The sequence below is a fragment of the Erythrobacter sp. genome, assembly GCF_039988855.1.
Classification (GTDB): Bacteria; Pseudomonadota; Alphaproteobacteria; order Sphingomonadales; family Sphingomonadaceae; genus Erythrobacter.
The window spans coordinates 209,551-234,379 of record NZ_JBDXIY010000001.1 but is presented as its reverse complement, the minus strand read 5'-3'; the positions used below and the strand labels follow the sequence as shown (position 1 = coordinate 234,379).

The following is a 24,829-nucleotide window of genomic DNA, read 5'->3' as shown; positions in this document are numbered from 1 at the left end:
GTAAAAGAGCTTTACAACCCTAAGGCCTTCATCACTCACGCGGCATTGCTGGATCAGGCTTTCGCCCATTGTCCAATATTCCCCACTGCTGCCTCCCGTAGGAGTCTGGGCCGTGTCTCAGTCCCAGTGTGGCTGATCATCCTCTCAGACCAGCTATAGATCGTCGACTTGGTAGGCCATTACCCCACCAACTATCTAATCTAACGCGGGCCCATCTAAAGGCGATAAATCTTTGGTCCGAAGACATTATCCGGTATTAGCTCAAATTTCTCTGAGTTATTCCGAACCTAAAGGCAGGTTCCCACGCGTTACGCACCCGTGCGCCACTAACCCCGAAGGGTTCGTTCGACTTGCATGTGTTAGGCATGCCGCCAGCGTTCGTTCTGAGCCAGGATCAAACTCTCAAGTTTGTGAAACTAACCAATCAAGCACGGGGGAAACCCCGCTATCTTGACTAGCAAGAGTATCAAGGAGCCGATACCTGCTGTCAAACGTAATGGATACGAATGAACATGCATCATCTATACCATGCGTGGTGCATAGTAAGGATGTGGCAATCGGCTTAAATTTAACTGGTTACTGCGACCTTGAAGCTCGCAGACCAGGCGCCGTCGCCCACATGTCCCTTCATCAAAAACCAACAATGTCAAAGAGCAACCAGACAATAAAAGCGGACACCGATTGAGTTCCCCGATTTACACCGGGGGAACCGGTTATCCGTTTAATGTCTGGCGACCGGGTCAGTGGAGGCGGTTGAAACCGTCTGCGTCGCCCCGGTGAGAGGTCATCTAGGCGGGGTTCGGGATTCGGGCAAGACCTTTTTGCAATTTTGTTTCAAAAAAGTCTCAAGTGATTGAAAATACGAGGCTAATTGTGTGCCGTTAGACCACCTCCTCGAGCCACAAATCGGGCGCGAACTCACGGTCGGTGGTCGAATCCGGGGTTTGAGCTCCTTTCTGGTCGGATTCACTCGCCCTGATTCACCCATTCTGGTCATTATACCGTCTCAGAATGCTCATTTGATACGAATCAAGGGAATGAAAGTTCGGGTCTGAGTAAGAATCGTACACCCAGAGGAAACATTGACTGAGAGTCCTCGGCTTTGGTCGTTTGTCGAGCAGATCTCAACACACCCCATCAAGCCGCACCTATTATCCCCCTTGTATATATTAAGCAGCGTGGACCCTTTTTTCATCTTTGCTCGCTAACGCACGAGTTATGACGGCCAGCCCCACTGCCCCAAACACGTCTATAGAAGACATGCCAAATAGTGATGCGCACGATTCCAGCTTTGCAGCTCGCGTGCGTACCGCTGTTGTTTGGCGTTGGGGTGCGCAAGTCGCAGCGCAGGTCATCACTTGGACGTCGACCTTCTTGGTCGTGCGCCTTCTCGACCCATCGGACTATGGCCTATTCGCGATGAGCCAGGTCGTGGTCACTGCCTTGGCGTTTCTCAATGGCCAGAGCTTTGCGACTTCTATTGTGCAAACAAAGCGTATTGATGATCGGCGTATCGGCCAGGTCTTCGGGATGCTGTTGATTGCCAACATCATGCTATCGGCCCTTCAGTTCCTGTTTGCCCCTTACGCCGCAGCCTATTTTGAAGAGCCGCTCGTCGCTGAGCTCTTGCGGGTTCAAGCTGCGATCTTCCTCACTATTCCCTTTATTGCGATGCCGTCCGAATGGCTCGCGCGCAAACTGGAATTTCGAAAGCAAGGCCAAGCCAATATGGCGAGCGCCCTTGTCGGTGCGATCACCGCCTTGTTCCTTGCATGGCTGGGTTGGGGAGTGTGGGCTCTTATATATGCAGGGCTCTCAATATTTGTCAGCCGGGCGATTGGTCTTATGTGGGCGGCGCGTTTCTGGGTCATGCCAGTCTTCAACCCGAAAGGAGCATGGGACCTTGTCACTTACGGCGGCACGCTGACGTTGTGTCAGCTGTTCTGGATTATCCAAAGCCAATCCGATGTCGCGATTGCGGGACGCATTCTCGAAACACACGATTTGGGGCTTTACACTCAGGCATTGTTTCTGGCGCTTATTGTTACCGGGCGCTTTATCCCGCCCATTAATGAGGTGGCGCTTGCTGCCTATTCGGAACTCCACCGGGCAGACAAGCCGCTTGGTCCCTATTTTCTGAAGACCGTGCGTCTCGTCATGATGGTTTGCGCACCTGTTTATATTGGCCTCGCGCTTACCGCTCAGCACTTGATCCCGATCTTGATGGGAGAAAAGTGGGTGGGATTGATCCCAATCGTCGCTGGGCTAGCAGCCGCGATGCCCGCATTTGCCCTCCACCTTATATGTTCTCCGGTCACAAACGCGATGGGCAGACCGAAGGTCTATCTCTTTACGTCAATCGCCGGCGCAGTGATCTTTCCGGTGATGTTCCTATGGCAGATCAACGACCGGGCCATGGGCCTGGTTCATGCATGGTGGATGTCTGCACCATTGCTATGTGCGATCACTCTTACTGTGACTCTGCCTCGTGTGGGCGTTACGCCCTTCGCACTTCTGCGAGCGGTGATGCCCATATTGGTTGCCTGCGCGGCCCTCATTATAGTCGTTCTTGGTGTTCAAGCGCTTGTCCCGATTGAGAGCCCATTCTTTGCACTTCTTTTGAGCGCAAGCGTGGGTGCCGTAGTCTATGCTGCAACATTCTGGTTTGGATACCGCGAAATCGTGCGTGAAACTTGGGCGCTCTTGCGAAAGTAAGATATGCAAAAGAACTCGGCGAAGTTCGCTTAAAGTCCGACACCAAGCTGGCGCATGAGCGGCGTTGTGCGATTGGTTTGAGCCTCGCGCACTTCTCTGGTACCTTGCGTCCAGCATTAAACATACGCCCCTAACCGAAGAGACATCCGATGAGCCTTCTTTGCGCCCTCCCCGCAATTGCCTCTGGCCTGCTTGCATCAAGCGCAGCTGCCATTGCGATCGAACCGCCTGCGACTGGTCAGGGATTAGAGGCGGAGGCCATCGCCCCTGACTTTTCCGACCCCGCAACAGAAATCCTCGATCTCGATGTAGATCGTGCGCGGCGCTTTACAGTGCCGGTCATGATTGAGGGTGCCGGCCCGTTTGATTTTATGATCGACACAGGCAGCCAAGCAACCGCGGTCACCCATCAAATCAATCGCAACCTTGCGCTCACGCCTTCGGGCACTGCGACTTTGGTAGGGATGGCCAGCCGTCGTCCAGTTGATCTCGTCGAAGTTGAGACAATGACCTTTGGCCAACACACCGTCTATGACCTGATCTCACCTGTGCTCGACGCAAACAATGTCGGGGCACTTGGCATCCTTGGCCTCGACAGTCTGCAGGACTTCCGCGTGCTCATCGATTTTCGTGAAGAGACAATTGCAGTGCAAGACGTCTCTAAGCTCGACAATTACCGTTCCGGTTTCGAAATTATCGTGCGCGCCAATCAACAATATGGGCAATTGCTCATAACTGATGCGCTTGTGGAAGGCGTGCGTGCAACCGTCATCATCGACACAGGCGCGCAGTCGAGCATTGGCAGCCTTGCCTTGCAGGACCGCATTCGCCGCAAGCGCGCGCAAGAGGTCATCACCACCGATGTCAACGGTGTGCAATTAACCGGTGAAATGCAGACGGTCAGGTCTATGAGCCTTGGGGGCCTTACGTTTGAGAACGTGCCCCTGACTTTCGCTGACACCCCTGCTTTCGATGCGTTGGGCCTTGGAAACCAACCTGTTCTTGCCTTGGGCATGCAGCATCTTCGCACTTTTGACCGGGTGGCCATTGATTTTTCAGAGAGCCGTATCTTGTTCGACGTCCCTCGCGATATTGAACGTGCTTTACGCCGGGCCCGCACGCGGGGGCCAGGCGCCCTCATACGTCCCTAACTCTTAATCGCCTAAAAGGCTGATAAACCTTGCGGTGACCAGCACTGGCCGCCACATGACGGCTGTAATGCCGCCTGATACCGCCACCTCTGATCGCCCCACGGCGCCCGCCGAAGCCGAAAGTTGGATAACGCTTAAGCGTTTTCTTCCTTACCTCTGGCCGGCCGATAATCCCGGTCTTCGTATGCGTATCGTTGTGGCGATGGCGTTGGTGATCCTCGCCAAGGCCGTCATTTTGTCCTTGCCCTTTGCGTATCGAGGTGCGGTCAATGCGATGGAGGACAGCGGAGTTGCGTCAGAAATGTCCGGCGCCGCTCAAGTCGCAATGGCGCTGGTCGCAGCTTATGTGCTTGGGCGGTTTACCTCGCTGTTGTTCGACAACTTGCGAAATGTCGTATTCGAGCGCGTGGGGCAGATGGCAACGTTAAGCCTTGCCCAGGACGTCTTCCACCGCCTTCACCGCCTCTCCTTGCGCTTTCACCTGACAAGGCGAACAGGTGAGGTCACCAAGATTATTGAGCGCGGGACCAAGAGCATCGACATGATGTTATATTTCCTGCTGTTCAACATTGCCCCTACTGCAATCGAGCTTATTGCTGTCGGCGTCATCTTTTACCTGAATTTCGGTTGGGAGTTGGTCGCAGCAACAGCTCTCACGGTTGTCGCCTATATCTTTACCACACGCTGGATCACCGAATGGCGAACCAAACTGCGCCGTGAGATGAATGACCTTGATGGGCAAGCCCTTCACCGCGCGGTTGATTCGCTCTTAAACTTCGAGACAGTCAAATATTTCGGAGCCGAAAAGCGAGAGGAAGATCGCTATTCGCAAGCAGCGCGCGCTTATGCAAATGCCGCAATGAAATCGGAAAATTCACTCGCACTTCTCAACGTTGTGCAGTCCGGGATCACCAACGCCTTGATGGCAGGCGCAATGATGTACAGCGTATGGGGATGGAGCAAAGGTGAGTTGACCGTCGGCGACCTTGTCTTCGTCAACACTTACCTGATGCAGCTTTTCCGTCCTCTCGATTTACTGGGCTGGGTTTACCGCACCATTAGGCAAGGCCTTGTTGACATGGCAGAGATGTTCCGCCTGATCGACACATCTGTCGAAGTCGAAGACAAACCTGACGCACCAGAACTCACCGTCTCACAGCCCAGCCTTATCTTCGACAATGTCACCTTTGGTTATGATCCAGATCGCACCATCCTGAACGGTCTAAGCTTTGAAGTTCCGGCCGGATCAACTTTAGCGGTTGTTGGACCATCCGGTGCCGGCAAAAGCACCATCGCAAGATTGCTGTTCCGCTTTTATGATCCAGGTGACGGCCGCATCCTTATCGATGGTCAGGACATCGCCGAATGCCAACAAGACAGCGTACGTTCGGCGATTGGAATTGTCCCGCAAGACAGCGTTCTGTTCAACGATACGCTGGCCTACAACATCGCATACGGCGCGGAAGGTACAGACGAAGAAGCGGTCGAACAGGCTGCTCGCGATGCGGCGCTTATGCCATTAATTGATCGACTGGGGGACCGGTTTGAGACGATGGTTGGCGAGCGTGGATTGAAACTCTCCGGCGGCGAGAAGCAACGCGTCGCAATTGCGCGAACTCTTGTGAAAAATCCACCGATACTGCTGCTTGATGAGGCGACCAGCGCGCTGGACACGCGCACAGAACAGGAAATCCTTGGCACTTTGAAACGGCTCGCACGTGGCCGCACCACAATTGCGATTGCACACCGGCTTTCAACCGTTGCGGATGCCGACCGGATAATTGTGCTGGACCATGGCACTGTCCATGAAAGCGGAACCCACAGCGAGCTTTTGGCCCAGCGAGGACTTTATGCCGAAATGTGGGCCCAACAAGCACAAGAGAAGCCTGAGGCCGAAGCCGCGGATCAATAGAATTTATCCACGAAGTTACTCTTCGATCACTTTGCGCAATGACGGGTTAGACAGGTCCAGATCATCCAGCCCGATCACCTCAATATTGTCTCTAATTTTCCTAAGGTCATCGAGGAACTTGGCCGCCTCACCAACCACAACAAGAGTGGCCTGATCGGCGTTGAGTACGCTGCGAGCAGCGGCGTTCGCCGCCGCGCTATCAACCTTTGCCAAGCGATCCGCCAAGCGACTTGCGTCCGATGCCGGTAAACCATGGAGCAATAGACCAGAGACAATGGAATTGAACCCAGCGCTCGTTTCCATCACGCGGCCATAGCTACCATCAAGATACGTCCGCCGGCGGTCGAGCAATTCTTGACCCAGATCTTCTTCATTAAGCCTTGAGATTTCGGTCAGCATGATCGCCGCAACTTCATCCGCCGTTTCATTGCGCGTTTGCGCCCTCGCCGTGAGGAGCGAACCGTCCTTGTGTCCCTCAATGCGCGAATATGCACCGTAGGAAAGGGAACGTTTGGTGCGGATTTCTTCAAACAGCCGCCCGCTCGAACCACCCCCCAGCACAGCGTTGGCAATTTGCAGAGCGTCGAAATTCTCTGCGCCGCGTGCCGGCGCGCGCAGCGCTACGAAGATCGCAGCCTGACCCGAACCAGGCATGTCCACGACAATTGTCCGAGGCGCCAATGCCTCACCACCAGCATCATCGACAATCAGGCCCACCCCATTGGGGGTCACCCAATCGCCAAACATCGCTTCTGCTGCGGCGAGGGCATCATCACTTGTCAGCCCCCCTGAAATGACAATCTGCATACGTTCAGGGTGGAAGAAGTGTTGGCGGTGATAAAGAAGGTCACTGCGATTGATATTGGCTAGGCTTTCCGGCGTGCCCTGAGGATGACTGCCGTAAGGAGCATCACCATAAAGCGCTGTTCGAGCAGCCCGGCGTGAAACACCGGTGGGATCTGTCATCGTCACGCGCAAAGTTTCAATTCGGCGAGCCCGCTCGCGCAGAAACTCTTCATCGGGATAAAGCGCGCCCTTCACAATATGCGCGACCAACTCTCCTGCTTCAGCTAAATTGGCTGTGGGTGCGGTTAAGGAGAAGATCGTACCATCATTGTCCGCCTCTCCGCTAAAATTCGCCCCCAAGCTCTCGAACCTTGCCGCAATAGTTTGTGCATCGACCTCGTGATACCCGCTCGCAGCAAGGGAAGCTGCCAGCTCAGCAATGCCGTCATGTTCTTGCGGATCGGTCTTACTCCCGCCGGGAAACACGATCGAAACAGTGGCGATCGGCACATTCCCGGTCTGAGCGGTGATTACCGGAATGCCATTGGATAGCGCAGACTGAACCATTTTAGGAGGCGCGATTGAAGGGGCTTTTGCAGGTCCGGGCGGTTGCTCTCGCGCTTCTTCAGGTTTGACCGAACGAATGGGAGCAGATGCAGCTGGTAATGTACCAAAATCGGGCATTGGAACCGGGTTTGCGTAAGAAGCAGCGTCCTCCGGTCCGCTGCTGTAATTGATCGTGACCCGGCGTTCTGGATCGAGATAGCGCTGGGCGACACGCAGCACATCACTCGCGGTGACTTTGGTTATCAAACGCAGACCGCGATCTGCGTAATCAGGATCACCGCTTGCCATTAAAGCTTCGCCGAGCTCAAATGCACGCCCTCGGGCTGTCTCGCGGCGGCGAAGTGAGCTTGCGACAATTTCGCTCTTGGCTTCGGCGAGTTCTTCTGGGCTTACCAATTCAGCCCGCAGCTTAGCGAGTTCGACGTCGAGCGCCTCACCAGCCGCTTCAATCTTATCCGGCCGGGCGAGTGCATAAACATTCAAATGACCCGCTTCCCGGAACATCGGCGCATTACCAGAAGCTTCAACCGCAAGCCCTTTTCGCACAAGCGCATTCGCGAGCCTGTTGTTCTCGCCCCCACTAAGGAGGGTCATTAAGACCCGGATGGCAGGCGCGTCCTCATGGGTGATCGCTTGGCCTTTCCAAACCCCTCCGATGACCGGCAATGGCACGTTGGGCGCGGTTGCGTGGATTGATCGCGGGCCGTCGATCTCAGGTTCGAACTGCTCGACAGCGGTCGAGATAGGATCGCTGCGCGCAGGGATGTCTGCGAAATATTGATCGACCAGTGCGCGCAGCGTTTCCAGTTCGAAATTACCTGCAACAATAAGGGTCGCTGTATCAGGTCCATAATAAGCTTCGTAAAAGGCGCGCGCATCTTCAAAGCTTGCCGCATCAAGATCCGCAATCGAACCAATACCTGCCCGGCGATGAGGCATAAGGTCATAGGCGTTTTCCGGGATAATGAAGCGTTGGAGCCTGCCATAGGGCGGTGCCAGCACCCTTTGACGAAGTTCCTCTTTGACAACCCCGCGCTCGGTTTCGAACACTTGTTCGTCGACGACCAAATTGGCCATCCGCTCGCGGTGAGTCCACAGCATTGTCTCGAGGTAAGCGGCGGGCACTTGCTCGAAGTAATTGGTTCGATCAACCCAATTGGACGCATTGCGCGTTCCCCCCACATCCGCTGTCAGCGAATAAATCAGATTGTAGGGCATATTCTCTGTCTTGCGACTGCTGATATGCTCAAACAAATGGGAGAAGCCGGAACGCCCCTGAGGGTCGTTCTTTGAACCGATTTCATACCAAAGAGACGTCGTAACCGTGCTGGTCCCGTCATCCCGAACCGCAATGACCCGAAGCCCATTTTCGAGCGTCCACATGGTGTATTCGATTGGGGGTGCGGTAAGTTCGGAGGCGTGTTCTACGCCATGGCCATCTGTGTGCCCATTGTTATGGGCAAAGGCAGGCGCGCTCACAGCAAGGCCCAATGCAGCCGTACCTGCGAGAAGAAAATTACGAAGCATTAAGGGAGCCTTTTTGGCGAGAAAATATCAGGCCCACACTTAAAGCGTGTGCGCCTGTTAGTTTCAACCTCCCCCACGCGGCTTTTCGCTTAAAGCGATAAGAAGTGTCATGGCCTCATCGCGGCGTTCCCATGGGACGAACAGGTGGTCGTGGTAATATCCGGCAATGACGTTGCAGGCGATGCCCGCTTTGGCGAGCGCGGCTGAGACGGCTGCTGTGAGCCCAACGCCTTCGAGGTCGGAATGAACCTGAAGGGTGATACGGGCAAATTGTGACTCCGCCTGCTCCTTGGGCAGCACCACCGTGGTTCCTTCGTTTTCGCGAATAACGGCAAAGGCAAAGGCAAAGTCTGGAATCTGCTCGCCTTCATCAAGAAGGGCAAAGGAGTAAGGCCGATCATCAAGCTTTGGTGACATGCCCGAAAGCATGGCCCCCAATGCCGAGACCGGGCTTTCACTCACAGAATATACTTGGAAAGATCGCTGTCGCCTGCAAGTTCGCCCAGCCGCTCGTGAACGTAAGCGGCATCGACCTTGATCGTCTCGCCCTCGTGTTCTTCGGCTTCAAAGCTAATCTCTTCGAGCAGCTTTTCCATCACCGTTTGCAAACGTCTTGCCCCGATATTCTCGACGCTTTCGTTCACTTGCGCAGCGATAGTCGCCACCGCCTGAACCGCGTCTTCGGTGATATCGAGTTCTACCTTTTCCGTGCCGAGAAGCGCGCTGTATTGTTCGACGAGGTTGGCGCGGGTTTCGGAGAGGATGCGCACAAAATCCTCCGTCGTAAGCGCGCGCAGGTTTACCCGGATCGGCAAACGCCCTTGCAGCTCGGGAAGCATGTCGGAAGGCTTGGCCACATGGAACGCGCCCGATGCAATGAAGAGAACATGGTCGGTCTTCATCGGACCATATTTGGTCGCAACAGTCGTCCCTTCTATCAGCGGCAGAAGGTCGCGCTGGACGCCCTCGCGGCTGACGCTTCCGCCGCGTACATCGGAAACGGCAATCTTGTCGATCTCGTCCAAGAACACGATGCCATTGGTCTCTGCATTTTGCAGGGCAGCACGGCTGACGTCTTCATCATCAAGGCGCTTATCTGCTTCCTCATCGACGAGCTTGTCCCAAGCTTCGGGCACGCGCATTTTCTGTTTCTTGGTTTTGGCCTTGCCGAACGCCTTGCCCATCATATCGGACAGGTCGATCATCTGCATATTGCCGCCCATATTGCCCATATCGAAGGGCATGCCATTGCCAGCATCGGTGATGTCGATCTCAACCTCAACATCGTTCATGGCATTTTGAACTACGCGTTGGCGGAAACTTTCGCGGGTGGCTTCAGACGCGTTATCCCCAACGAGGACCGTAAGCAGCCGCTCCATCGCCGCCTCGCTCGCGGCCTCGCGCACGCTTTCACGGCGGCGCTCTTTCTCAAGGCGGATCGATTCTTCGACCAAATCACGCGCGATCTGTTCCACATCGCGCCCGACATAGCCGACTTCAGTGAACTTGGTCGCTTCGACCTTCACGAAAGGCGCCTCTGCCAATTTCGCCAAACGGCGGCTGATCTCGGTCTTACCGCAGCCGGTTGGGCCGATCATCAAGATGTTCTTTGGCGTCACCTCATTTTTGAGCTCAGAGCCCAATCGTTGACGCCGCCAGCGATTGCGAAGCGCCACGGCAACCGCGCGCTTGGCTTCTTTCTGGCCAATGATGTGTTCGTCCAATGCGGCGACAATCGCCTTTGGGGTGAGATTATCCATTTCAGTTCAGCTTCCAAATCCAGAGAACCATGGTTCGTGCTGAGCTTGTCGAAGTACGATTGGCAAGCTCGAGGCCGCCCTTCGAAAGGCTCAGGGCGAACGGGTGCGGTGTTTAAACTTCTTCCACCGTCAAATTGCCATTAGTGAAGACGCAGATGTCGGCGGCAACAGCCATAGCCTTACGCGCAATTTGCTCTGCATCTTCTTCATAATCGGAGAGCGCACGGGCGGCTGCGAGCGCATAATTCCCGCCAGATCCAATCGCCGCGATCCCGCCTTCAGGCTCCAGCACATCGCCATTGCCGGTGAGCACCAAAAGGCTGTCTTCATCAGCAACAATCATCAAGGCTTCGAGATTGCGCAAGTATTTGTCGGTCCGCCAATCCTTGGCCAGTTCAACCGCTGCCCTCAAAAGCTGCCCGGAATATTGCTCAAGCTTCGCTTCAAGGCGTTCAAACAGGGTGAAGGCATCCGCGGTTGCGCCCGCAAAGCCAGCAACAACCTTACCGCCTTCACCAATGCGCCGCACTTTGCGCGCATTGGGTTTCATCACGGTGTTGCCCATGGAAACCTGACCGTCGCCCGCGACAACGATTTTGTCGCCGCGTTTGACGCCAATAATGGTGGTGCCGTGCCACTGTACAAGGCCGTGGCTAGCCGCTTTATCATCCATCACCCGAATATGGGGGGCCGGATCAATGCGTCAAGATAACGCAGGGTAAAGCCTCACCTTAAGGCCCTCCTGGACCACCAGCGCCACCAGGAGCACCAGCGCCAACCTGTCCGATATTGCCGAACAAATCTTCTAGGAAGCCGCGCTCACGGCCAAGGGTTGGCGTCTTGTCACCGTCAGGCTGAAGGAAGACAACTTCGTCCATGCCTTTGGTATCCACCGATGCAACATTGCCCGCTTCGTCAAACCGAACGGTCAGAACAGCATGATCATTGATGCGTGGCCGCACAAAAGGACGGCGGCCTGTGACGCTGGAAATGTAATACCAGGTCTTTTCGCCATATTGGCTTTCGTATGTTGGGCGGCCCAAAGCGCCTTCGACCGAACGACGATTGTCGATGCCCGGTTGCACTGTGCCTACCAACAGAGGGTCATTCACAAAACCGCGCGATTCGCGGATCGAAGAACAACCTGCGACGGCCAGAACAGCCATGCTGATCGCTGTTGCTTTGATCATTCGTTTCTTAGGCGATAGTGTTGCACGCATAAGTATAAGTTTAATCCCGTCTTGTCCTGCCACTTGCCGCATTGCGCGAGTGGCCTATATCGCGTTGCACACGCCTTAAGCCGTGTATCGGGCGCTGGCAATGTGCGTTCACGCGAAAGTGCTGGAGTTTGCGCGGTGAATTGCGGCTGAATACACAATAGGGCGGTAGCTTGTGAGCAGTCGGGAAGTGTATTCACAGCCAGACCGTTCACCGCTATTTCTGAAAGGAAACTATGTCATTTCTCTCCCGCCTCCTTGGCACTGGACCCGATCCTCGCGAAACGGTGCGCCCATTGTGGCACAAGGTGGTCGAGCTTGCCCGTGAACCTCAATTCTACAGCGCGCACATGGTCGCGGACACTGTTGCGGGGCGGTTTGATATGATCACCGCGATTCTTTGCGCGGTTATGGTCCGCGTGGAGGCAAGCGATATGCGGGCCGAGAGCGCACTTTTGGCTGAGCTTTTCGTAGAAGATATGGACGGCCAGCTGCGCCAGTTTGGCGTCAATGATGTCGTCATTGGCAAACGGGTAGGCAAATTGATGAGCGTGCTGGGTGGCAGGCTTGGGGCCTATCGCGGAGCGTTTTCGAACAAGGACCACGCGAAGTTATCTGACACCATCGCGCGCAACACCACTTTTAGTGAGGATGCCGATGAGGCCTCTTGCAGCGCTGGCATCGCCAATGACCTGCTGGCTCTTTCAGAGCGTTTGAACTCACTTGATGACAAAGCGCTCCTGAATGCGAGCGCAGTTAAATGAACGATCTTCCCCCAAGCGAGCTGGAGCGTCTGATCAAGATCAAAGGCCTGCCGGCAGAGCCCATCATTGTTGAAGCAGGCGCAAACGAGCGCATCGCCTTGGCGCAGCGTTTTGGCCTCGCAAGCATCGAAACGCTTCGTGCAAGCGTAGATGTAGAGCAACGCCCCAGTGCGATCCGAGCAACAGGCAATCTCACCGCGTCGATCCAGCAACTGTGCGCGATTTCGGGCGAAGAATTCCCCGTGGAGGTCAAAGAAACGCTCGATCTTAGATTCGTCGAAGAAGGTTTGATCGACCCTGCCCTTCGGGAAGACGGCGAGATCGAAGTCGAGCTGGACGCAGATAATTGCGACGAGATCGAATATTCAGGCGATGCCTTTGATCTGGGCGAAGCTGTGGCGCAAACCCTTGGCCTTGCAATTGACCCGTATGCCGAAGGGCCAAATGCCGATGAAGCCCGCAAAAAAGCGGGCATCCTTACCGAAGGTGAACAAGAAGGGCCGCTCGCCGATATGCTCAGAGGCTTGACGAAGGATTAGCCTTCAACTGGAAACTCGAAATAGGCCGCCAATTGATAGGCGATCGGCAGCGACGCAAGATAGTTGAGCACTATAGTTCCCATCACCTCTAACGCGAAACGCTGAACGCTTCGGCCTAGCCTATCTGATTGAGACATTGTGTTTTCCTAAGTTCGCGCAGACGGTTTTCACTCTGCTGCACCTCCAGAAAACGAGCCCTCCCGCGTCGCAACATGGCCTCGCTGGCGTCAGTCATATTTTGAGATGCTCATGGCTCACCCATACAATATGTAGAAACCTCTACGCATCTCGGAGTTGGAGATGTCGAAAGCTCTTACTTTTGGGGATGCGAACAAGAAAAAGGCCTCACGAATTGCTCGCGAGGCCCTTTGATCTGACTGAGTGCTGACCATCCATCAAAACGGAATGTCGTCATCAAGATCGTCATAACCGCCAGCATTGCCGCCAGTATTGCCGCTTGAACCACCAGCGCCGCCGCCCGAACCGCCGCCCGAACCGCCGCCCTGGTTCCAGCCGCCGCCACCTTGGCCGCCGCCGCCTGAGCCGCCACCTTGGCTCCAGCCGCCGCTTTGACCTCCACCGGAGCCGCCGCCCTCACCGCGTCCATCGAGCATAGTCAATGTCCCGCCAAGGCCTTGGATCACGACCTCGGTTGAGTAACGATCTTGCCCGTTTTGGTCCTGCCATTTGCGGGTTTGCAGCTTGCCTTCGACAAAGACCTTGGAGCCTTTTTTGAGGTAGCGCTCGACCACATTGACAAGGCCATCTGAGAAGATGGCGACCGTGTGCCATTCGGTTTTCTCACGGCGTTCGCCCGTGTTCTTGTCTTTCCAATTTTCAGACGTCGCAATGCGCAGGTTGGCAACCCGGCCACCGTTCTGAAACGAGCGAATTTCGGGGTCTGCCCCCAAATTGCCGATAAGCATTACTTTGTTAAGCGAACCTGCCATGGCGTGATGTCTCCCTAAAAATGGTGTGCGGCCGCATACGCCCCACGCGAATCTGTTGCACCATTAATAGGGAAGCGGCCCAAAAGTGGCTATTCGCCTTCGCGTTCGCATGGGCCGTTATCCCAATGAGAATTCTAAACGCCTTTCATGCGGCGCGTCAATTTTACCGGCTGGGATAGCGCAAGCGCCCCAAAAAGCGCGAAAGGCTGGGCAGCTCCACGTCATTGTTTAAAAACTGCGCCTTGGCTTTTTCGAACTTCATCACACCGTCGATTCGGCGGCCGAGAAATTCGTGAGTCTTTGCCTTGCCTTCGCTGTCATCGTTCACAAACACAGCAAGCGTTGCTGAGTAGATACCGCCAAGGATAGCGCGCTTGGAATAGTGGTTGTAATCGGTCGCAGTATCCCCTGCGAGCCGCCACATAATGTCCGCTGAACGCCAGCCTAGTTGTAGTGCGCGCGGGGCATTTTGCGGCATAGCCATGATTGAAAGCGCGCGGCGCAAGGCCTCATCCACATGCTCCACAGCGTTAAGCCGGAATGCCACAAGAGTGCGAATGCGCTCGCGGATCTTTAGCTCAGCAAGACGTTCTTGAGGCCATTGAGCCTCCATTGCCTCGTCAACATGGTTGATCCACGCCTCAATCATATCCATCGATTGCGACATGCCGCTGGGAAAGGCGAGCTTTGCCACATCAACGTCTGCACCTACCATCTCTGCTGCGGCCACAAGTGCGGTTTCATTCCATCCGTCAAACACAGCAGACGCAGCGATTTCTGGAGCAAGCGCCACGCGAAGCTCATCTAGCGTCATATCTGCGAAGTCCGGAGAAGATGTCATCGGTGGCAATTCCTAGAATGAAGGGCCGTATTGCTTCGGCTTGTCCTGACCGCCGCGTTTCTTATCAGCGTCTTCGAATTCACGAAGCAAGAGCGAGTTGGAGCTCAACCGCAGCATGTGATCGCGCGCGGAACGTCCAGTGTTGTCGTTCACGTCCGGATCCGCGCCATCTTCCAGCAATTGGCGCACAAGCGTCACATTGCGTTGATGCACTGCGGTCATAAGCGGGGTTTCACCTTGGCTGTCGGCGATGTCGACATCCGCGCCGCCTTTAATCAGTTCTTCAACGCCCTCGACAAAGTTCAGTCTAACGGCAATTTGAAGCGGGGTAACGCCTTTACTATCGCGCACGTTCGGATTGCCCCCCTTCCCAAGAAGGAAGCGAATCCAAAGCGTATCGCGGCGCAGCGTGACAATATGGATTCCAGTTTCACCCGTTGTGATATCACGGGTATTCACGATCTGTGTTCCGGGTTCACTCAACATTTCAGTGACAACATCCCCGTCGCGGTCCCCTACCGCTTGGAGGAACTTATAGCCATCCGACTGACCCTGAGCAAAAGCAGGTTGCATCGCGCTCACAGCGAAAAGGCTGACAAGCAAAACCATAGCAATCCGCATTTTTGATCCTAATTTGCATAAAACAGAGAAACCCACGCCTTGAACCTTTCGATTTTCCTGTCAGATAAACGGTTGATGGGAGATAGATAGTTACGTTCTTCCCCATGTCACCGATGAGCAATTAGCAGACCATGAACATTCAAGCCAATACCCTTCGTTCTTTTGTAAAACATGCCTGCTTCGGCCTTTTTGCGTCGGCTGCCTTGACTTTGTCTGCTTGCAGCGCCGGCAGCGCCCCAGCGCCAGAACCTCCACTCGCTGGCGCGGACATTGGCGGTGACTTTGAGTTAACCGACAAGAACGGCGAAACCGTGCGATGGAGCGATTTTGAAGGCCAATATCGAATTGTCTATTTTGGCTTCGCCTATTGCCCAGACGTCTGTCCAACGGACATGCAACGGACCGCCCAAGGGCTTGCCGCATTTGCAGAGTTCGAGCCTGAGCTTGCAAGCCGGGTCCAGCCGATTTTCATAACCATCGATCCAGAGCGCGATACGCCCAAAGTCGTAGGTGAATTTGCCAGCGCATTTTCGGATGACCTTATGGGCCTCACGGGAACGCCGGAACAAATTGCCGACGCCGCGTCAAAGTTCCGTGTATTCTATGCAAAAGGCGAAGAAAGCGAAGGGGGTGGCTACCTCATGGACCACTCGCGTATAGTGTATCTGTTCGGGCCTAGCGGCGAACCTCTTGCGACCTTGCCCGCCGACAAAAACGCCGACGCAGTGGCTCAGGAATTGGCAAAATGGGTGAGCTAAGAGACAGGTTTTGGGAGCTGCCACTAGCAGAGCTTAGCCGCGCCGAATGGGAAGCGCTTTGCGATGGTTGCGGCCGCTGTTGTCTTCATAAAATCGAAGACGCCGATACAGGCGAAATCGAGGACACCAATGTCGCTTGCAAATTACTCGACTGTTCGACCGCACAATGCAGCGATTACAGGAACCGTAAGGCATTCGTACCAGATTGCATGCGCTTGACACTGTCGATTGTCGAAGACGTGCCTTGGCTGCCTTCAACCTGCGCTTACCGGGTGCGGGCCGAAGGAAAGTCACTGCCTGATTGGCATTATCTGCTGACCGGGAATCGAGAGGACGCCGCGCGCGCAGGGATTTCTGTCGCCGGTCGAGTGATCAGTGAAACCGATGCAGGACCATTAGAACATCACATCGTCGATTGGGACGCTCGCGCAAGCGGAGCACTTTTTGAAGCAGATGAGACATGATCGACTGGCTCAAACGCTCCCATCTTGAACCCGAAATTGAACTCAACGAGGTGATGGTGCCAATCATCCTAAAACGGCATCGCACAGCCAAACGCCTGACCTTGCGGCTCGCCCCTGATGGAAGCGAAATTCGCATCACCTTGCCGCAATGGGCCCGTTCAACCGAAGCGGTCGCCTTTGCCAATTCGCGCCAAGAATGGCTGGCACAACAACACGCCAAGGTGCCCCGCAAGATCGAAGTTGGCGATGGAGCCACGATCCAGTTTCGCGGTTCCCAATTGCGGATTGATTGGAATGAAGCACATGCGAGGAAGCCAGCTCTTTGCGCAAACACTATAGCGGTAGGGGGGCCTAAGCCTGGGCTTGAAGGTCGCATCAAACGCTGGCTTGAGAAAGAGGCGCTCGCTCTGTTTGAAAGGGATGTGGCCCATTACACCAAAGTCGCAGAGCTTGACCTTGTGCCTGTGGGATTGTCGCGGGCACAAAAACGGTGGGGCAGTTGTTCGGACGGCGGAGCGTCAGGCTCAAAGCGTATTCGCCTTAACTGGCGTCTTGTGCAGGCTCCCGATAGCGTAAGGCAGTCTGTGGCCGCACATGAGGTCGCACACCTAGTGCATTTTGATCACAGCCCCGCTTTTCATGCGCTACTGGGCAGCATCTACGAGGGCGATATTAAAGAAGCTGATCGCTGGCTGAAGACCAATGGACGCGGGCTTTATTCAAGCTTCGGCTGAGGCGAGCTTCGGCTTTTTGCTATTCCAATGCTGGCCAAGCCCATTCGGGCCTCTCTGGCCTCAAATAGTCTCGCCGCCAGTTTCGGGTCAGGCCCTACATCTTTATACGTAGTGGTTCGTTAACCTTGTAAAATTAGAATGCAGTCATGTTTTGGACAGGCTTCATCCGGGATTTAAGAAAAGCCACGCGTCTTTTCGCGCCGCTAATGGTTTTGGCGGCCCTAAGCGTGTCCGCGTTGACCTTGCCTGTCTTCGCGCAAGGCAACTGTCCAAACTGCGATTTGCCTCCTGGTTGCCGAGGCAATGGTAACGGCAACAACAACGGGAATGGGAACGGGAACGGGAACGGGAACGGCAATAATGGCAATAACGGCAATGGTAACGGGAACGGCAGACCCAATTGCGAACGCCTTGCCATTTCGATCGAAAGCGATATTGATTTTGGCCGTGTCGTGCTTTTGGGCGATGGCGAAGGTCAGATAATTCTTGACCTTAGCACTGGCGAGAAAACCCTCGTCGGAGATGTCGATGATCTTGGCGGAATGCCTTTTACTGGCCGCGCGATGATTACCGGCGCACCATTTGAACAAGTGATGATCAGCCTACCCAGCGAAGTCAGTATGCGTGACAACCAAGGCGGTAACGCGATCATCCGAGATTTCGTATCCAATGTAGATACCTTCACGACGCTCGACAGTTTTGGACAATTGGAGTTTAGCTTTTCGGGCACATTGATACTCGCAGCGGACCAGCAAGCAGCAGGCAATTTACGTGGACGCGTCCCGATTAGCGTTGAGTATCCTTAAGCCCACTGGCGCAGCACTAAGACAAGCCCTATATCCATAGGCCTATGCGCAGCCGTCTTGCCAATTCTCGATTCAATCCGGCCCCAGGGTTCGCCGATTTCTGGAGTGAATTCCGGAAGCCGAACCCTTTGCGTCTTCCGATATTGCTGGCCTCTATGGTCCCCTTTGGGTTGATCTTATGGTGGCTTACGGGCGAAACACTTTACAAAGATCCCGAACGTCCAACCATCACCTATATCACGACCTTTGATCCTAACCGGACCGACGCAGAGATTGTGGCTTCGAACGAAGCAAATCAGGAGATCAACGACCTTCGGGAGGCACATGAAGAGGCCTTGGCCGATCGCAAGCGCGAACTCTATAAAGCTCTGGGCGCAGCTGCTGGCATGGACGTTGAGGAAATCGATCGGCGCGCACGCGAAGCTCGAGTAGCAGAAGAAGCTGCCGAACGGGCCGAGAGAGAAGCGGCGTTTGGGCCAGTCGATCAAGGTGCAGGCTCTGGGGTACGTTCTGGGGAACAGGGCAGCGAAGGCGGTGCTGGCTTCGAATCCGAAAGCCCAGCACCATAAGCGCCTCAGGCCCGAGCGATGCCGATTGGATGGCGGCGACCGCGCGGCTTTCCGCTAGAGCCTATCCGCATTGCTGCCCTAACCCCGGGGTCGCCGCTATACTCGTCAAAGAGGGGCGCGTTATCTCCCGCGGGATCACCCAGCCCAGCGGCCGGCCCCATGCAGAAGCGCAAGCCTTAGACGGCTTTGCCAACGGCGGTGCCGCCGGCACAGCATTATTCGTTACATTGGAGCCTTGCGCGCATAAATCTGACCGCGGTCCAGCATGCAGTGATCTCGTGGTCGCAGCTAAACCTGACCGGGTGGTCATTGGCCAATGGGATCCGGACAAGCGCACCAAAGGTATCGGGGCGAGGCGGATCGAGAAAGCCGGTATCAAGGTGACGGTTTTGGAAGATGACGCCTCACGCAATTCTCTTAAGGGTTATCTCACAAGAGAAACTCAGGCTCGCCCATACGTGACACTCAAACTGGCGATGAGCCTCGATGGGAACATCGCCTTAGCAGATGGATCAAGCCAGTGGATTACAGGTGAGGCCGCACGGGCCCATGTCCATGCGCAGCGTGCGCGGCAAGATGCAATCCTAGTAGGCGGCGGGACTTGGCGCGCAGACAAACCGCGCCTTGATGTTCGCTTGCCGGGATTAAGGGATCGCTCACCCGAACGCGTGCTGCTGACCCGAGGCATTGCGCCAGACGGCGTTCGCGTCATCAATGAACCGGCACAGATTGCACGATTGAACGGTGTACAATCCCTCTATGTCGAGGGCGGTGCGCAGGCCGCAGCAAGTTTCCTGGCTCAAGACCTGGTTGATGAGCTGCACCTTTACCGTGCGCCAATCCTTATTGGACAGGGGCAAAGCGCGCTTGGAGATATCGGGTTGGAGCATTTGGCCGCCGCACATGATCGCTGGCAGCTTAGCGAAACTCGTAAGCTTGGCATCGACACCTTCACCGCTTATGTGCGTGTTCGATAATTCGACCCGATAAAAGGGAAAGTCCGAAGATGTTTACTGGTATTGTCACCGCCATTGGCACAGTCGCCAAAGCAGATCAGCGCGGCGACCTGCGCCTGCGGATCAATGCGCCACTCGACCCGGCTCGCATCGACATTGGCGCATCGATTGCCTGTTCTGGCGTGTGCCTGACAGTGGTCGCGCGCGGAGGTGAGACAGGCAATGCCTGGTTCGATGTCGATGTCTCGGGCGAAACCGTCAGCCGCACCCATGCGGGCATGTGGGAAGAGAACGCAAAGCTCAATTTGGAGCCGTCCCTGCGACTTGGCGATGAACTTGGCGGGCATATCGTCACAGGCCATGTGGATTGCGTTGGCGAAGTCGTCACGGGCGAAGTCACGGGGGACAGTTGGAAGCTGATCATCCGCGCGCCTCAGGAAATGGCCCCTTTCATCGCTGGCAAAGGCTCGATCACGGTCAACGGCGTCTCTCTGACCGTGAATGAGGTCCATGACCAAGCCGATGGAACGTGCCACTTTATGCTCAACATCATCCCGCACACCGCCGAAGTGACCACCTTGGGAGAGCTTAAGTCAGCCGATCAGGTCAACCTAGAGATCGACGTGCTGGCGCGGTATTTGAAGCGGATGCAAGGGCTCGCCGCACAAGGTTAGAGCCCAGTCACCCAGATACAAAAAGGGCGGGAAAGCGATGTGCTTTCCCGCCCTTTTTGTTTGGTTTGCCGCAGGGCTTACTGAGTAACAGTGACCGAGTTGCCTGTACCGTTTTGATTGACGGTAGAGACATTGCCGTTGCTTGCCTGTGTCACTGTGGCGGTGTTTGTCGCACCGGCCTGAATGATCGTGCTTTCGTTCAGATCACCCGTTTGGAACAGTTCAGCAAACTGATCAGTGCCGCTTTGCGTCAGGGTCGAGATGCCATCATCACCGCTTTGGTTGATGTCACCCTCGTTCGATACACCGCCGACAAGCTGATTTGAAATGGATGTATTTCCAGCACCAATTTGGGTCACAAATACGCGATCATCAGTGCCCGATTGAGTGACATTGGCCGTGTTGCCATCCCCGGTCTGATCGATATCAGAAAGCGCACTAGAGCCGTCATTAAAGCCGTTCACAAGTCCATTTTGGAGCACCGTGACCGCATTGCTGTTACCGGTGATATTCACCTGACTCGAAATGAGGTCTCCCGCCCCGCTCACCACATTTGACGATTGGGTAACGGCGACGTTGTTCAAATCTCCGATCACATCCGTGGTCGACAATGTGTGCGTACCATCCTGGAACAACACCTCTGAGTTGTTATCACCGGTCTGAACGGTGGTTGCGAGGTTTGAGAAGCCGGTTTGGTTAGCGTTGAAGGAGTTGCCCGTACCATTCTGAGTGACCTGCGCCGCTGGCGAGGTTAGAGTGCTGCCATTGTTAAGGAAGTTACCAAAGCCACTGCCGAGAGGACCAGACACCTGACCCGTCTGATTGATGTTGGACACATTGTCAGCACCACCCTGTGTGACTTCCACACCGCCCGGGGCGTTAAAGACCGGGTCGGTCGAGCTGGTGAAGACTGTCGATGTCTGGTTTGTCCCTGTCTGATTGATATCAGCAAAGTTCAATGTACCAGCTTGGGTAACGATCGAAGTGCTGTCATCGCTGGCCTGATTGACAAGGACTGTCCCTTCGCTGGAGGCACCGGTCTGCACAACCACCGAGTTGTTGTCGTCGCCGTCTTGGTTGATGTCGACATTACCAAGAGTGCCGTCTTGGGTGACGGCTGAGCCGTTGCCAAATCCGCCGGTGACAACAGTTGCCAAATTGTCAGCGTTGTTCTGAACCACGGTTGAACTGTTCTCGTCACCAACCTGTGTGACCGTTGCATCCTGACCCGTGCCAGTTTGTGCGATGGTGCTTTCGTTCGTGAAGAGGTTGGGTGAGAGCAGATCAATCCCTTCTTGAAGGACAGTGGCAATGTTGCCTGAACCACCTTGAGTGATGGTTGAAGATGAAGCCAAACCAATCTGATCGACATCGGCCTCCACATCGACGCCGGTTTGAGTCACGAAGGACGTGTTCTCATCGGCGCTTTGAACAATGTTGGCGACATTCTGGTTAGAGAACTGAACAACCTCTGAGGTGTTGTCAGAGCCTGACTGCGTAACCGTCGCATTGCCAACGCCCGTGCCCGTGCCAGCATTGTCGAGTTGGTTGATGATCGAGCTGTTATCATCGCCAGTTTGCAGGATGATCGCATCTTGCTCTGCGCCAGCCTGAATGGCGTTTGAGAAGTTGTCTTCACCGGTCTGGTCAAGATCAACTTCGCCATCATTGCCGTTTTGCGTGATGAACGATGTGTTCCCAACACCGCTTTGGTTTACATCGGCAAAGTTGCTGTCATTGTTTTGTGTCACTTCGCTGCGGCTATTCAGGCCAGCTTGAAGGACAACCGCCTGCTGATCGGTGCCTGTTTGCGCAACGATCGAGGTGTCTTCGTCACCGTTTTGCGTGACGGCCACGTCGCTCAGGCTATCGGCCTGTGTGATAGTTGAAGAGTTCGAATCACCGTCTTGGCTCACGGTCGCGGTCACATCGGTGCCGCTTTGCGTGATGCCAGACGAGTTACCAACGCCGCCTGTGACAAGCGTCGCAGTGCTGAGCAAACCACTTTGCGCCACGAAAGAGCTGTTGTTGTCGCCAACTTGATTGACTGACGCGGTGTTGTCGCTGCCAGGTTGCAGAACGGTGCTGCTGTTTGCAGCCAGACTGCCATCGAGGTCGAATCCTTCTTGGGTGACAGTCGCAGTGTTGGCTGAACCATCTTGTGAGACGGTTGAGCTGTCGAATGCGCCCAATTGCGTTGTAGTCGACACACCATCTTCGCCCGGCTGGTCGACGCTTGCAAAGCTGTCATCGCCGCTTTGCGTGATCGTTGCGGTGTTTTCTTGGTTCGTACCGCTCGACAGCCCGTCACCCTGACTTTCAACACGGGCCTCGTTGCGGTCACCTGACTGCAGGATGGTTGCAACATTCTCTTCGCTGATCTGACGGACCAACGCGTCGTTGTCATCGCCGATTTGCGTGACGGTCACCACATTGTCGTTATCGAGAGGACCAGCGGCGTCGAGGCCTTGCTGGACATCGGAAGTGTTGCCGTCACCGCTCTGAACGATGACTGCCTCTTGGTCGTCGGAAAGATCGCCTTGAACCAAGAGCGAGGTGTTGGAGTCACCTGACTGCGTAATGACCGCCGTGCCATTCGACGCGCGCTGGAACACGGTTGAGGTGTTGTCGTCGCCCGACTGGCTAAGGACGGTGTCGTTATCAATCCGGGTTTCCTGCGTGATCGCACTGGTATTGCGATCACCGGTTTGGTCGATATCGATTGTGCCATCTTCATTCGACTGGACGATGTTAGAGATGTTGTCATCTCCGTCTTGGAACACATCAGCGAAATTGTCCGTGTCCGACTGATTGATCGTCGATGAGTTGTTGACGCCGCCCTGCGTCAGCAGAACTTCCATCGCAATACCGCCCTGCACGACGGAAGAAACGTTATCATCGCCCACCTGGGCGGACTGCACATCTTGCGTATCGCCTGATTGCGTTACCGTGCTGGTGTTTGTGAGGCCATCGACCACACCAATATCAAAGCCTTCTTGAGAGACTGTCACATTGCTGTTGTCGGCGCTTTGATCGATTGTTGAATCGTTTCCGCCATCAGGACCTGTCTGCGTCACACTAACCGTGCTGCTATTGCCGGATTGTGTAACTGCGCTTTGGCTCTGCCCAACAGCAGGCGCCGCGACAGACAATGCAAGGATGCTCACGCCGAGCAATGCGGTATTTCTCATCTGGGAATCCCCCTCTAACCCACGCCCAACGGGCGTTTTCAGGCGGGAGGGTTAACAGATTGTAAACCATATGCAAGTGCACTTAGTCACCTAGCCGGATTTTGTCGTTTTCAGTCCCAAAATGAAAAGGGCGACCCACGACTGCGCGGCCCGCCCTTGTTCAAATAATCAGTCGGATTGCACGTTAGCGGCGAGCGGTCCGCCCGGCGTCGCTCTGATATCCATCGACGCTTTTCGATACGAGTATATTGACCGCAACGCGGCGGTTTTGCGCTTTGCCTTGTGCGGTAGTGTTGTCAGCCACTGGGTTTGATTCCGACATGCCTGTCGGGGTTAGCATCCTGTATGGTGCCCAACCGCACTGCTGCTGAAGGAAGTTCACCACATTGCCAGCACGTTTTTCAGACAGGCGCTGGTTCACCTCCTGACTGCCGGTGGAATCGGTGTACCCGACTACAAGCAATAGAGCATTGTCGATCTCGTTGGCTTGAGCGGCTGCATTGCATAGCTCACCGCGCGCTTCTGCCGAGAGGCTCGATCGGCCTGAGCCGAAATAGACATTTGTGGTCGACTTGACGTTATATTGGTCGATATCGCCAAAGCGCCCGCGCAATTGTTCAGCCGCGGCGGCGTTGGCTTCGACGCCTTCTGCATTTTGGCCAATCAGCGCCTCGTTACGAACAAAGCGGCCGTTCGTGCCCTGTGCAATCATCAAAGCCGTTTCGTAGTCACTGCCCGAGAAACGGATGCGTTCAGCGGCCAGACCGCCTTTCCATTCACGAGTTGTGACTTTCACAGGCAGCCCATCAAGCAGCGCGTCTGCAGCAAGGTCCTTGCTACCAAGCCCCAGAAATCCGCCACGAGCCAGGATGCGTGTTTCAGGCGTAACTGCCAACATGACGGCTGCACCATCAGATGTAGTCACTTCAACGCGGTCACCGCGGCGGCCAGAGATAAAGCCCTCGACCTCCGGGCCAACAGCCAGTTCACCAAGCGCACCAGGCAAAGGCGCGGTCACTGTTGTCAGAACTTCTGCTGGACCATTCGCGGCCGGAACAGGTTGTACATCTTGCGCCGACGCTCCGGTTGCAAGCGCGGCCGCAGTCAGAGGCAGAGAAAAAGCGGCTGCCATCAGAATGGCTCTTGAGCTTTTCCCGGGAGTTTTCTTTGGGGTCAAATTCATCAATTTTGCTCCTTCAAGCATGGCCGCCAACCAAATTAAGATGTCGCTGCGGGACACAGTCTATCCTGTAACCCATTTAGCAGCTTCTTCAATCCACGGCTGACTTGCCTTCCCCCCATTCAAAAAACGGTTAATTCGCAGTCC

The 24,829-nt window shown here is 55.1% G+C and carries 23 protein-coding genes and 1 rRNA gene; 12 read left to right on the top strand and 12 right to left on the bottom strand.

What is annotated here, in order from left to right:
* A 16S ribosomal RNA gene (locus ABJ205_RS01060) occupies nt 1-410 on the bottom strand; the annotation flags it as partial.
* 850 nt (nt 411-1,260) lie between these two features.
* Here ABJ205_RS01060 and ABJ205_RS01055 point away from each other — a divergent pair.
* The 3 genes from ABJ205_RS01055 to ABJ205_RS01045 all read left to right on the top strand — a co-directional run bounded on the left by ABJ205_RS01055 (nt 1,261) and on the right by ABJ205_RS01045 (nt 5,778).
* Complete coding sequence (locus ABJ205_RS01055; RefSeq protein WP_348159209.1) at nt 1,261-2,715, top strand: lipopolysaccharide biosynthesis protein; 1,455 nt, start codon at nt 1,261-1,263, stop codon at nt 2,713-2,715.
* Nucleotides 2,716-2,864: 149 nt separating this feature from the next.
* A complete protein-coding gene (locus ABJ205_RS01050; protein ID WP_348159210.1) occupies nt 2,865-3,866 on the top strand; it encodes a retroviral-like aspartic protease family protein in 1,002 nt (333 codons plus the stop codon).
* A gap of 67 nt (nt 3,867-3,933) precedes the next feature.
* On the top strand, nt 3,934-5,778 hold the full coding sequence (locus tag ABJ205_RS01045; protein WP_348159244.1) for an ABC transporter ATP-binding protein/permease: 1,845 nt from the start codon (nt 3,934-3,936) through the stop codon (nt 5,776-5,778).
* A gap of 15 nt (nt 5,779-5,793) precedes the next feature.
* Here ABJ205_RS01045 and ABJ205_RS01040 read toward each other — a convergent pair whose 3' ends face one another.
* From ABJ205_RS01040 to bamE, 5 genes are all read right to left on the bottom strand, one after another.
* Nucleotides 5,794-8,658, bottom strand: coding sequence for a pitrilysin family protein (locus ABJ205_RS01040; RefSeq protein WP_348159211.1), 2,865 nt, complete (start codon nt 8,656-8,658; stop codon nt 5,794-5,796).
* Nucleotides 8,659-8,721: 63 nt separating this feature from the next.
* Complete coding sequence (locus tag ABJ205_RS01035) at nt 8,722-9,120, bottom strand: ACT domain-containing protein (protein WP_348159212.1); 399 nt, start codon at nt 9,118-9,120, stop codon at nt 8,722-8,724.
* Complete coding sequence (gene hslU / locus ABJ205_RS01030; protein WP_348159213.1) at nt 9,117-10,418, bottom strand: ATP-dependent protease ATPase subunit HslU; 1,302 nt, start codon at nt 10,416-10,418, stop codon at nt 9,117-9,119. The genes ABJ205_RS01035 and hslU overlap by 4 nt, the downstream gene beginning before the upstream one ends.
* Nucleotides 10,419-10,530: 112 nt before the next feature.
* Nucleotides 10,531-11,091, bottom strand: a complete 561-nt coding sequence (gene hslV / locus ABJ205_RS01025; protein WP_348159214.1) for an ATP-dependent protease subunit HslV — start codon at nt 11,089-11,091, stop codon at nt 10,531-10,533.
* A 58-nt stretch (nt 11,092-11,149) separates the two neighbouring features.
* The gene (gene bamE / locus ABJ205_RS01020; RefSeq protein WP_348159216.1) at nt 11,150-11,608 is read right to left on the bottom strand and encodes an outer membrane protein assembly factor BamE; all 459 of its coding nucleotides are present in this window, start codon (nt 11,606-11,608) and stop codon (nt 11,150-11,152) included.
* Between the two features lie 263 nt (nt 11,609-11,871).
* Here bamE and ABJ205_RS01015 point away from each other — a divergent pair, with 263 nt between their 5' ends.
* Together ABJ205_RS01015 and ABJ205_RS01010 are read left to right on the top strand one after the other, a co-directional pair.
* On the top strand, nt 11,872-12,399 hold the full coding sequence (locus tag ABJ205_RS01015; RefSeq protein ID WP_348159218.1) for a ubiquinol-cytochrome C chaperone family protein: 528 nt from the start codon (nt 11,872-11,874) through the stop codon (nt 12,397-12,399).
* A complete protein-coding gene (locus ABJ205_RS01010; protein WP_348159220.1) occupies nt 12,396-12,938 on the top strand; it encodes a DUF177 domain-containing protein in 543 nt (180 codons plus the stop codon). The genes ABJ205_RS01015 and ABJ205_RS01010 overlap by 4 nt, the downstream gene beginning before the upstream one ends.
* On the opposite strand, the gene ABJ205_RS01005 is transcribed toward ABJ205_RS01010, so the two are convergent.
* From ABJ205_RS01005 to ABJ205_RS00990, 4 genes are all read right to left on the bottom strand, one after another.
* Nucleotides 12,935-13,075: a hypothetical protein gene (locus ABJ205_RS01005; protein WP_348159221.1), complete on the bottom strand. Its 141-nt coding sequence runs from the start codon at nt 13,073-13,075 to the stop codon at nt 12,935-12,937. The genes ABJ205_RS01010 and ABJ205_RS01005 overlap by 4 nt on opposite strands.
* Nucleotides 13,076-13,333: 258 nt before the next feature.
* Nucleotides 13,334-13,888, bottom strand: coding sequence for a single-stranded DNA-binding protein (gene ssb, locus ABJ205_RS01000; protein WP_348159223.1), 555 nt, complete (start codon nt 13,886-13,888; stop codon nt 13,334-13,336).
* Between the two features lie 163 nt (nt 13,889-14,051).
* The gene (locus tag ABJ205_RS00995) at nt 14,052-14,729 is read right to left on the bottom strand and encodes a COQ9 family protein (protein ID WP_348159225.1); all 678 of its coding nucleotides are present in this window, start codon (nt 14,727-14,729) and stop codon (nt 14,052-14,054) included.
* A gap of 12 nt (nt 14,730-14,741) precedes the next feature.
* A complete protein-coding gene (locus ABJ205_RS00990; RefSeq protein WP_348159227.1) occupies nt 14,742-15,350 on the bottom strand; it encodes an ankyrin repeat domain-containing protein in 609 nt (202 codons plus the stop codon).
* 131 nt (nt 15,351-15,481) lie between these two features.
* Here ABJ205_RS00990 and ABJ205_RS00985 point away from each other — a divergent pair, with 131 nt between their 5' ends.
* From ABJ205_RS00985 to ABJ205_RS00955, 7 genes are all read left to right on the top strand, one after another.
* Nucleotides 15,482-16,108: an SCO family protein gene (locus tag ABJ205_RS00985; protein ID WP_348159229.1), complete on the top strand. Its 627-nt coding sequence runs from the start codon at nt 15,482-15,484 to the stop codon at nt 16,106-16,108.
* Nucleotides 16,096-16,572 (top strand): YcgN family cysteine cluster protein, encoded by a 477-nt coding sequence (locus ABJ205_RS00980; protein ID WP_348159231.1) that lies wholly within the window; start codon nt 16,096-16,098, stop codon nt 16,570-16,572. The genes ABJ205_RS00985 and ABJ205_RS00980 overlap by 13 nt, the downstream gene beginning before the upstream one ends.
* A complete protein-coding gene (locus ABJ205_RS00975; protein WP_348159233.1) occupies nt 16,569-17,306 on the top strand; it encodes a YgjP-like metallopeptidase domain-containing protein in 738 nt (245 codons plus the stop codon). The genes ABJ205_RS00980 and ABJ205_RS00975 overlap by 4 nt, the downstream gene beginning before the upstream one ends.
* Before the next feature lie 227 nt (nt 17,307-17,533).
* Nucleotides 17,534-18,112, top strand: a complete 579-nt coding sequence (locus ABJ205_RS00970) for a DUF4402 domain-containing protein (protein WP_348159235.1) — start codon at nt 17,534-17,536, stop codon at nt 18,110-18,112.
* 128 nt (nt 18,113-18,240) lie between these two features.
* A complete protein-coding gene (locus ABJ205_RS00965; RefSeq protein ID WP_348159237.1) occupies nt 18,241-18,681 on the top strand; it encodes a hypothetical protein in 441 nt (146 codons plus the stop codon).
* Between the two features lie 29 nt (nt 18,682-18,710).
* Nucleotides 18,711-19,658, top strand: a complete 948-nt coding sequence (gene ribD / locus ABJ205_RS00960; protein ID WP_348159238.1) for a bifunctional diaminohydroxyphosphoribosylaminopyrimidine deaminase/5-amino-6-(5-phosphoribosylamino)uracil reductase RibD — start codon at nt 18,711-18,713, stop codon at nt 19,656-19,658.
* A 29-nt stretch (nt 19,659-19,687) separates the two neighbouring features.
* Nucleotides 19,688-20,311: a riboflavin synthase gene (locus ABJ205_RS00955; protein WP_348159240.1), complete on the top strand. Its 624-nt coding sequence runs from the start codon at nt 19,688-19,690 to the stop codon at nt 20,309-20,311.
* A 77-nt stretch (nt 20,312-20,388) separates the two neighbouring features.
* Here the strand turns inward: ABJ205_RS00955 and ABJ205_RS00950 are convergent, their stop codons facing one another.
* Both ABJ205_RS00950 and ABJ205_RS00945 read right to left on the bottom strand, forming a co-directional pair.
* Nucleotides 20,389-23,502 (bottom strand): hypothetical protein, encoded by a 3,114-nt coding sequence (locus ABJ205_RS00950; protein WP_348509973.1) that lies wholly within the window; start codon nt 23,500-23,502, stop codon nt 20,389-20,391.
* A 184-nt stretch (nt 23,503-23,686) separates the two neighbouring features.
* Complete coding sequence (locus ABJ205_RS00945; RefSeq protein ID WP_348159578.1) at nt 23,687-24,685, bottom strand: OmpA family protein; 999 nt, start codon at nt 24,683-24,685, stop codon at nt 23,687-23,689.
* Nucleotides 24,686-24,829 lie beyond the last annotated feature (144 nt).